The sequence below is a fragment of the Bradyrhizobium sp. PRIMUS42 genome, from assembly GCF_023006515.1.
In the GTDB taxonomy this organism is placed as follows: domain Bacteria; phylum Pseudomonadota; class Alphaproteobacteria; order Rhizobiales; family Xanthobacteraceae; genus Bradyrhizobium.
In genome coordinates this window covers 1-7,513 of sequence record NZ_JALBGZ010000280.1, presented here as the reverse complement: position 1 = coordinate 7,513, position 7,513 = coordinate 1, and the positions used below count along the sequence as shown (strand labels likewise).

Genomic DNA, 7,513 nt, shown 5'->3' with positions numbered 1-7,513 from the left:
CCCGCGCGCGGCGGGGCGTCGGCCGGCAGGCCGCCGGCCCATTGCGGGACGTAATCGCCCATGCCGGCGGAGAGTCTCTCGTTGACCGTCCCGCAGCCTGCAAGGTTGGAAGCGAGCAGGGCGACTGCGGCGATCGAAAGCGAACGGGGGCGCATGGACATCTTCTAGGTCGTGCCCGATCGGGCGTGGATGAGGGGCGCCGGATGGGCGTCAGCGGTGAACCATAGCTCTCAACATGTAAAATTGGCCTATTCGACGGTCGGAATGATTGTATACATAAAAGGTATTATAGTAGGAATAATTCGCTCTTGTGGCGTCCATTTTAGCTGATACGGTATACATTGCGTATTCGCAGCCATGCTCGTTCGGTGCGTGTGACGAGTGGGCTTCACGGCGGAGCAGGGAGATGTCCAGATTCTGCAAGTGAGAGGCGGAATCCTCCATCCACGGCCTCGTGCGGCCTTCATACAGTGCGCAATCAATGAGCCCTTGCCCAACCCGCCAGTGCCACGAGAGGCTTTTTTGTTGACAGAACCATTTTATTTGTACAACCGTACAAATCTCTCCCTCCGACGGATCACACGGCTTGCGCCGAATGGTCGCCCAACGTCCGATTGACAACGGGGTTGCAGAGGACGCCATGTGGCCGCACGGCATGGCTTGTCCGAGAGTGAAGCGCGGCAAGGACCGGGCACTCGGTCCGGCTCACAAGAAGTCAGGAATCAAGGGGAGGGACATCTGATGTTCGAACGCAAAATTCTTTCACGCGCGGCAGCAGCGGCTGCCATCGCGGGCCTCGCGGCGATCGTGCCTGCCAAGGCCGAGGACAGCGTCAAGGTCGGCCTGATCCTGCCGATGACCGGCGGCCAGGCCTCGACCGGCAAGCAGATCGAAAACGCGATCAAGCTCTACATGCAGCAGAAGGGCGACACCGTCGCCGGCAAGAAGATCGAGATCATCCTCAAGGACGACGCCGCGATCCCGGACAAGACCAAGACGGCCGCGCAGGAGCTGATCGTCAACGACAAGGTCAGCTTCATCGCCGGCTTCGGCGTGACGCCGGCCGCGCTCGCAGCCGCGCCGCTGGCGACGCAAGCCAAGATCCCGGAAGTCGTGATGGCGGCCGGCACCTCCATCATTACCGAGCGCTCGCCCTATATCGTGCGCACCAGCTTCACGCTGGCGCAGTCCTCGACCATCATCGGCGACTGGGCGGTCAAGAACGGCATCAAGAAGGTGGCGACACTGACCTCCGACTATGCGCCGGGCAATGACGCGCTGAACTTCTTCAAGCAGAACTTCACCGCCGGCGGGGGCGAGGTGGTCGAGGAAGTCAAGACGCCGCTCGCCAATCCCGACTTCGCGCCGTTCCTGCAGCGCATGAAGGACGCCAAGCCCGACGCGATCTTCGTGTTCGTGCCGGCCGGCCAGGGCGGCAACTTCATGAAGCAATATGCCGAGCGCGGCCTCGACAAGGCCGGCATCAAGGTGATCGGGCCGGGGGACGTCACCGACGACGACCTGCTCAACAACATGGGAGACGCCGTGCTCGGTACCGTCACCGCGCATCTCTACTCCGCGGCGCACCCCTCGCAAATGAACAAGGATTTCGTCGCGGCCTACAAGAAGGCGTTCGGCAACCGTCCGGGCTTCATGGCAGTGAGCGGGTATGACGGCATCCACCTCATCTACGAGGCGTTGAAGAAGACCAATGGCGACACCGACGGCACCAAGCTGGTGGAGGCCATGAAGGGCCAGAAGTGGGAGAGCCCGCGCGGCCCGATCTCGATCGACCCCGAGACCCGCGACATCGTGCAGAACATCTACATCCGCAAGGTCGAGAAGGTCGACGGCGAACTCTACAACGTCGAGTTCGCGACCTTCGAGGCCGTCAAGGATCTCGGCAAGACCAAGAAGTGACTCGCGAAAGCGCGTCATCCCTGGGGCTCGCATGAGCGCGAACCCGGGATCTCGCGTACCGCTCCAGCGTCATGCCCGGGCTTGACCCGGGCATCCACGCGGGAGCCCGGACAAGAACGTGGATGGCCGGGACAAGCCCGGCCATGACGCCCCAACCAAGCTGAGACGATGACCTCAATCCTCACCAACCTGTTCGATGGCGTTGCCTACGGCATGCTGCTGTTCGTGCTCGCCTGCGGGCTCGCGGTCACGCTCGGATTGATGAACTTCGTCAATCTCGCCCATGGCGCTTTCGCCATGGCCGGCGGCTATGTCTGCATGGTGCTGGTCAACCGGATGGGCTGGCCGTTCTTCGCAGCGCTGCCGCTCGCTTTCGTCTCCTCCGCCGCGATCGGCATCGTGCTCGAACGCACCCTCTACCGCCACCTCTATACGCGCAGCCATCTCGATCAGGTGCTGTTCACCATCGGCCTGACCTTCATGTCGGTCGCCGCGGTCGACTATATCCAGGGTTCCTCGCGGGTCTTCATCAATCTGCCCGCCGCGCTACAGGGGCAGTTCGACCTGTTCGGCGTCGGCATCGGCCGCTACCGGCTGATGATCATCGTGATTTGCGGCCTGCTCACCATCGCGCTTCAGATGGTGCTGGCCAAGACGCGCTTCGGCAGCCGTTTGCGCGCCGCCGTGGATGATCCCCGCGCCGCCAGCGGCCTCGGCATCAACGTGCCGCAGGTGTTCGCCTTCACCTTTGCCTTTGGTTGCGGACTCGCAGGTCTCGGCGGCGCGCTGAGCGCCGAGATCCTCGGCCTCGATCCGTACTTTCCGCTGAAGTTCATGATCTACTTCCTGATCGTGGTCACCGTCGGCGGTTCCTCCTCGATAACGGGCCCGTTCCTGGCCTCGCTCCTGCTCGGCATCGGTGACGTCGCCGGCAAATACTACGTGCCGAAGATGGGACCCTTCGTGATCTACACCATGATGATCGTGATCCTGATCTGGCGTCCGAACGGCCTGTTCGGCCGCACGGCTGCGCGTTGAGTTCGCCGATGAGCGCTGCTTCCGACGTCGGTCATCACGCCCAGCGCCAAGCGCGCTGGCACTACGGCGAAATCGCCTTCTGGCTGATCGTGCTGGCCTGCGGCTTCGCCTTTCCCACGCGCTATCTGATCATGACCGACATCCTGCGGCTGGCGCTGTTTACGATGTCGCTGGATCTCATCCTCGGCTATGCCGGCATCGTCTCGCTCGGTCATGCCGCTTTCTTCGGCGTCGGCGCCTATGCCGCGGGGCTTCTCGCGCTGCACGGGATCGTCAAGGAGCCGGTCCTGGCGCTGATCGTCGCCGGCCTTGCTGCGATGGTGCTCGGCTTCGCCACCAGCTTCCTGGTGATCCGCGGCGTCGATCTGACGCGCTTGATGGTGACGCTCGGCATCGCCCTGCTGCTGGAAGCGCTCGCCGAACGCTTCTCCAACATCACCGGTGGCACCGACGGCTTGCAGGGCATCGAGATGCAGCCGATCTTCGGCGAAATCCCGTTCGACATGTTCGGCAAGGCCGGCTTCTTCTATTCGCTGGCCGTGCTGTTCCTCCTCTTCTTGTTCGCCCGCCGCGTCGTGCACTCTCCGTTCGGCCTGTCGCTGCGCGCGATCAAGAACAATCCGCTGCGCGCCGCCGCGATCGGCATCCCCGTTAACCGCCGCCTGATCGCGATCTACACGCTCGCGGCGTTTTACGCCGGAGTCGCAGGCGCGCTGTTCACCCAGACCACGGCAATCGCATCGCTCGACGTGTTTGCCTTCGAACGCTCCGCGGATCTGATGCTGGTACTCGTCATCGGTGGCACCGGCTATCTCTATGGCGGACTGATCGGTGCGGTGATCTTCCGCATGCTCCAGGAGGTGTTCTCCACCATCACCCCGCAGTACTGGCAGTTCTGGATCGGCCTCGTGCTGGTCGTGATCGTGCTGATTGGCCGTCAGCGCCTGCACCGCTGGGTGCTCTACGTGCCCAACCTGGTCATCAAACAAATCGCCGGGCGCAAGACCGTCGTCGCCGTTCCGGAGAGCGACGCATGACCATCGTGCTCGAAACCCAAAATCTCGAGAAACAGTTTGGCGGCCTGCGCGTCACCCGCGATCTGTCCTTGAAGATCGAGCAGGGCGCCCGCCACGCGCTGATCGGCCCGAACGGCGCCGGCAAGACCACGGTCATCAACCAGCTCACCGGTGTGCTGAAGCCGAACTCGGGCCGCATCCTGCTCGAGGGACAGGACATCACCGATCTGCCCGTGCACAAGCGGGTGCTGCGGGGGCTGTCGCGCACTTTCCAGATCAACCAGCTCTATCCCGATCTCACGCCGCTCGAGACCATCGGCCTTGCCGTGTCCGAGCGCCTCGGCCATGGCGGCGACTGGTGGCGGCGGATGGGCACGCGCAGCGACGTCAACGGCGAGATCGCCGATCTGCTCTCGCGCTTCCATCTGCTCGACGTCATGAACGAGCAGACCGTGACGCTGCCCTACGGCAAGCAGCGCCTGCTCGAGATCGCGGTCGCGATCGCGGCCAAGCCGCGCGTGCTCCTGCTGGATGAGCCCGCCGCCGGCGTACCCGAGAGCGAGCGCCACGACATCCTCGCCGTCGTAGGCAGCCTGCCGCGCGATGTCACGGTGCTCCTGATCGAGCACGACATGGATCTCGTGTTCTCCTTCGCCGACCGCATTTCGGTGCTGGTCTCCGGCGCGCTGCTCACTGAGGGGCCGCCCGAGCAGGTCGCACGAGATCCGCAGGTCAAGGCGGTCTATCTCGGCGAGGAGGCGGTCAATGTCTGAGCTGCTCGCGATCGAGGCGTTGCGCGCCGGCTATGGCGAGGCCGTGGTGCTGCCGAAGATGAGTTTGCGCCTCGCCGAGGGGCAGGTGCTGGCGCTGCTGGGCCGCAACGGCACCGGCAAGACCACGCTGATCAATTCCATCGTCGGCGTCACCCGCCGCTTCGCAGGCACCGTCGCACTCGCCGGCACGGATGTCACTTCGCTTCGGCCCGACCAGCGGGCACGTGCCGGCATTGGCTGGGTGCCGCAGGAGCGCAACATTTTCCGCTCGCTTACGGTCGAAGAAAACATGACCGCGGTGGCGCAGCCCGGTCCCTGGACGGTCGAGAAGGTCTACGAGATGTTCCCGCGACTGAAGGAGCGGCGGAGCAGTTTCGGCAATCAGCTCTCCGGCGGCGAGCAGCAGATGCTGGCCATCGGCCGCGCGCTCACCCTCAACCCGAAAGTGCTGCTGCTGGACGAGCCGACCGAGGGCCTCGCCCCCATCATCGTCGAGGAGCTGCTCAAGGCGATCGGCACCATCACCCGGGCGGGCGGCATCTGCTCGATCATCGTCGAGCAGAATGCCCAAAAGATTCTGGGGCTCGCCGACCGCGTTGTGATATTGGAGCGCGGAACGATCGTCCACGATGCCCCGAGCGCCGCACTGAAAGCTGACCCCTCGGTCCTGGAACGCCATCTCGGCGTCGCCGGGGCGGCGGCCCACTAATTTGTCCGACGCGTTTTCTTCACGCGAACCGGTATCCACGTCGCTTGAAAACGCTATAGAAAAATATCCAGGGAGTAAGACATGCAGCGAACCAGAGCCCCCTTCCGTGCCGACGAGGTCGGCAGCCTCCTGCGTCCGGCCAAGATCAAGGAAGCCCGCAGCCGTCTGGAGAAGGGCGAGATCTCGGCCGACGATCTGCGCAAGGTCGAGGACATGGAGATCGAGAAGGTCGTGCACAAGCAGGCCTCGGTCGGCCTGAAGCTTGCGACCGACGGCGAATTCCGCCGCTCCTGGTGGCATTTCGACTTCCTGGCCAAGCTCACCGGCTGCGAGCTGTTTCATCCCGACGCCGGCATCCAGTTCGCGGGCGTGCAGACCCGGCACGACGCGGTGCGGGTGATCGACAAGCTCGACTTTCCCGACGACCACCCGATGCTGGACCATTTCCGTTTCCTGAAGAAGATCGCCGACCAGGCCCATGTCACCGCCAAGATGACGATTCCGTCGCCCGCGGTGCTGCACTTCCGCGGCGGCCGCAAGTCGATCTCCAAGGACATCTATCCCGATCTCGAGGCCTTCTACGAAGACCTCGGCAAGACCTATCGGAAGGCCGTGAAGGCCTTCTACGACGCTGGCTGCCGCTATCTCCAGTTCGACGACACCGTGTGGGCCTATCTCTGTTCGCAGGAAGAATTGCAGAAGGCGCGCGAGCGCGGCGACAATCCGGACGGCCTCCAGCAGATCTATGCGCGCATCATCAACTACGCGCTGGCCGAAAAGCCCGCCGACATGGTGGTGACGACGCATGTCTGCCGCGGCAATTTCCGCTCGACCTGGATTTCGTCGGGCGGCTATGAGCCCGTTGCCGAAACCATGCTCGCCGGCACCAATTACGACGGCTACTTCCTCGAATACGACAGCGACCGTGCCGGCGGCTTCGAGCCACTGCGCTTCTTGCCCAAGGGCAACAAGGTCGTCGTGGTCGGCGTCATCACGTCGAAGTTCGGTGAGCTCGAGAAGAAGGACGACATCAAGCGCCGCCTGGAAGAGGCCTCCAAGTTCGCGCCGCTGGAGCAACTCGCACTCTCCCCGCAATGCGGATTTGCTTCGACGGAAGAGGGCAACATCCTTTCCGAGGAAGAGCAGTGGGCCAAGCTCGGCCTCGCGGTCGAGATCGCGAAGGAAGTGTGGGGGAACTAAGCCTCGCCACCGGCCTCGCTCATGTCCCGGACGCGCTGCAACGCTCTTGCGTTGCTGCGCAGAGCCGGGACCCATGCTGCTAGACTTGCTCTTCGGAGATATTGACCCCGGCTCTGCAGCGCACCGCTGAAGAGGCGCTGCACTGCGTCCGGGGCACGGGAGCATCATTTCTCCGCAAGATAGCCCCGCTCGACCACCCACCTGCTCATTCTTCGTGGCCGACACCACCTCAGCCCGCACCGGCGTCATCATCTGCTGAACCTCCCGACCTGGCGCGCCGCATGGCGCGGAGAGTTCGCGCCTCCGTCGTCGAGCACAACCTGGTCGTGGCGCAACCTGGGCGGGCGCAGTCGCGTCGGCAAAGCGGATAGGGACCACGCGCGACGGGCCCCGATCCGCTATTCCCTGAGTGGGCAGAATTTGCTAGGACGCAGGTCCCAATCTTCCTGCCCACCGCGTCCCACTCCATGAAGAACGACGAAATCCTGAGCCAGATCACGGAGTTCTGCCGCAAGGCGGACATGGCGGAATCGACGTTCGGCCGGCGCGCGGTGAACGATGGGAAGCTGGTGCAGCGTCTGCGCGAGGGAAAGCGCATCACCATCGATACGCTGGAGCGGATCCAGGCCTATATGGCGGCATCGATGGCTGGCGGCGTGCCGCCGCCGCGGGGGCTTCAGGTGCCGCCCGAAAAGCGCGACCCGCGCGGCAATTTCCGCTTCTTCGAGAACCGCCAGAAATACCTGCTGTTCGTCCATACCTGCAGCGAGAAGCGGGTGGTCGCCGACAGGGTCGCGCTGGAGCTTGCCTCGATCCATCCGCGCCCGCCGGCGCTGCGCATGTTCGACGCCGGCGTC

Annotated in this window: 6 protein-coding genes and 1 pseudogene; all 7 read left to right on the top strand. The window is 63.9% G+C overall.

The window, feature by feature from the left end; all coding sequences use genetic code 11:
* Positions 1 to 741 precede the first annotated feature (741 nt).
* Positions 742 to 1,920, top strand: a complete 1,179-nt coding sequence (locus tag MOV75_RS20550) for an ABC transporter substrate-binding protein (RefSeq protein ID WP_246918975.1) — start codon at positions 742 to 744, stop codon at positions 1,918 to 1,920.
* A 168-nt stretch (positions 1,921 to 2,088) separates the two neighbouring features.
* Positions 2,089 to 2,958, top strand: a complete 870-nt coding sequence (locus MOV75_RS20545) for a branched-chain amino acid ABC transporter permease (protein WP_246918974.1) — start codon at positions 2,089 to 2,091, stop codon at positions 2,956 to 2,958.
* A gap of 8 nt (positions 2,959 to 2,966) precedes the next feature.
* Entirely contained in the window at positions 2,967 to 3,995 is a 1,029-nt protein-coding gene (locus tag MOV75_RS20540) for a branched-chain amino acid ABC transporter permease (RefSeq protein ID WP_246918973.1), read from the top strand.
* Positions 3,992 to 4,747: an ABC transporter ATP-binding protein gene (locus tag MOV75_RS20535; protein WP_246918972.1), complete on the top strand. Its 756-nt coding sequence runs from the start codon at positions 3,992 to 3,994 to the stop codon at positions 4,745 to 4,747. Before MOV75_RS20540 ends, MOV75_RS20535 begins: the two co-directional genes overlap by 4 nt.
* Positions 4,740 to 5,456, top strand: coding sequence for an ABC transporter ATP-binding protein (locus MOV75_RS20530; protein WP_247006490.1), 717 nt, complete (start codon positions 4,740 to 4,742; stop codon positions 5,454 to 5,456). Before MOV75_RS20535 ends, MOV75_RS20530 begins: the two co-directional genes overlap by 8 nt.
* A gap of 81 nt (positions 5,457 to 5,537) precedes the next feature.
* The gene (locus MOV75_RS20525) at positions 5,538 to 6,656 is read left to right on the top strand and encodes a cobalamin-independent methionine synthase II family protein (RefSeq protein ID WP_246918970.1); all 1,119 of its coding nucleotides are present in this window, start codon (positions 5,538 to 5,540) and stop codon (positions 6,654 to 6,656) included.
* Between the two features lie 467 nt (positions 6,657 to 7,123).
* Positions 7,124 to 7,513: pseudogene (locus MOV75_RS20520) on the top strand (hypothetical protein); the annotation flags it as partial.

What these genes read in the sequence shown, in the direction of transcription:
- MOV75_RS20540 (WP_246918973.1), top strand. Translation starts at nt 2,967, where the DNA reads ATGAGCGCTGCTTCCGACGTCGGTCATCACGCCCAGCGCCAAGCGCGC.
- MOV75_RS20530 (WP_247006490.1), top strand. Translation starts at nt 4,740, where the DNA reads ATGTCTGAGCTGCTCGCGATCGAGGCGTTGCGCGCCGGCTATGGCGAG.
- MOV75_RS20545 (WP_246918974.1), top strand. Translation starts at nt 2,089, where the DNA reads ATGACCTCAATCCTCACCAACCTGTTCGATGGCGTTGCCTACGGCATG.
- MOV75_RS20550 (WP_246918975.1), top strand. Translation starts at nt 742, where the DNA reads ATGTTCGAACGCAAAATTCTTTCACGCGCGGCAGCAGCGGCTGCCATC.
- MOV75_RS20535 (WP_246918972.1), top strand. Translation starts at nt 3,992, where the DNA reads ATGACCATCGTGCTCGAAACCCAAAATCTCGAGAAACAGTTTGGCGGC.
- MOV75_RS20525 (WP_246918970.1), top strand. Translation starts at nt 5,538, where the DNA reads ATGCAGCGAACCAGAGCCCCCTTCCGTGCCGACGAGGTCGGCAGCCTC.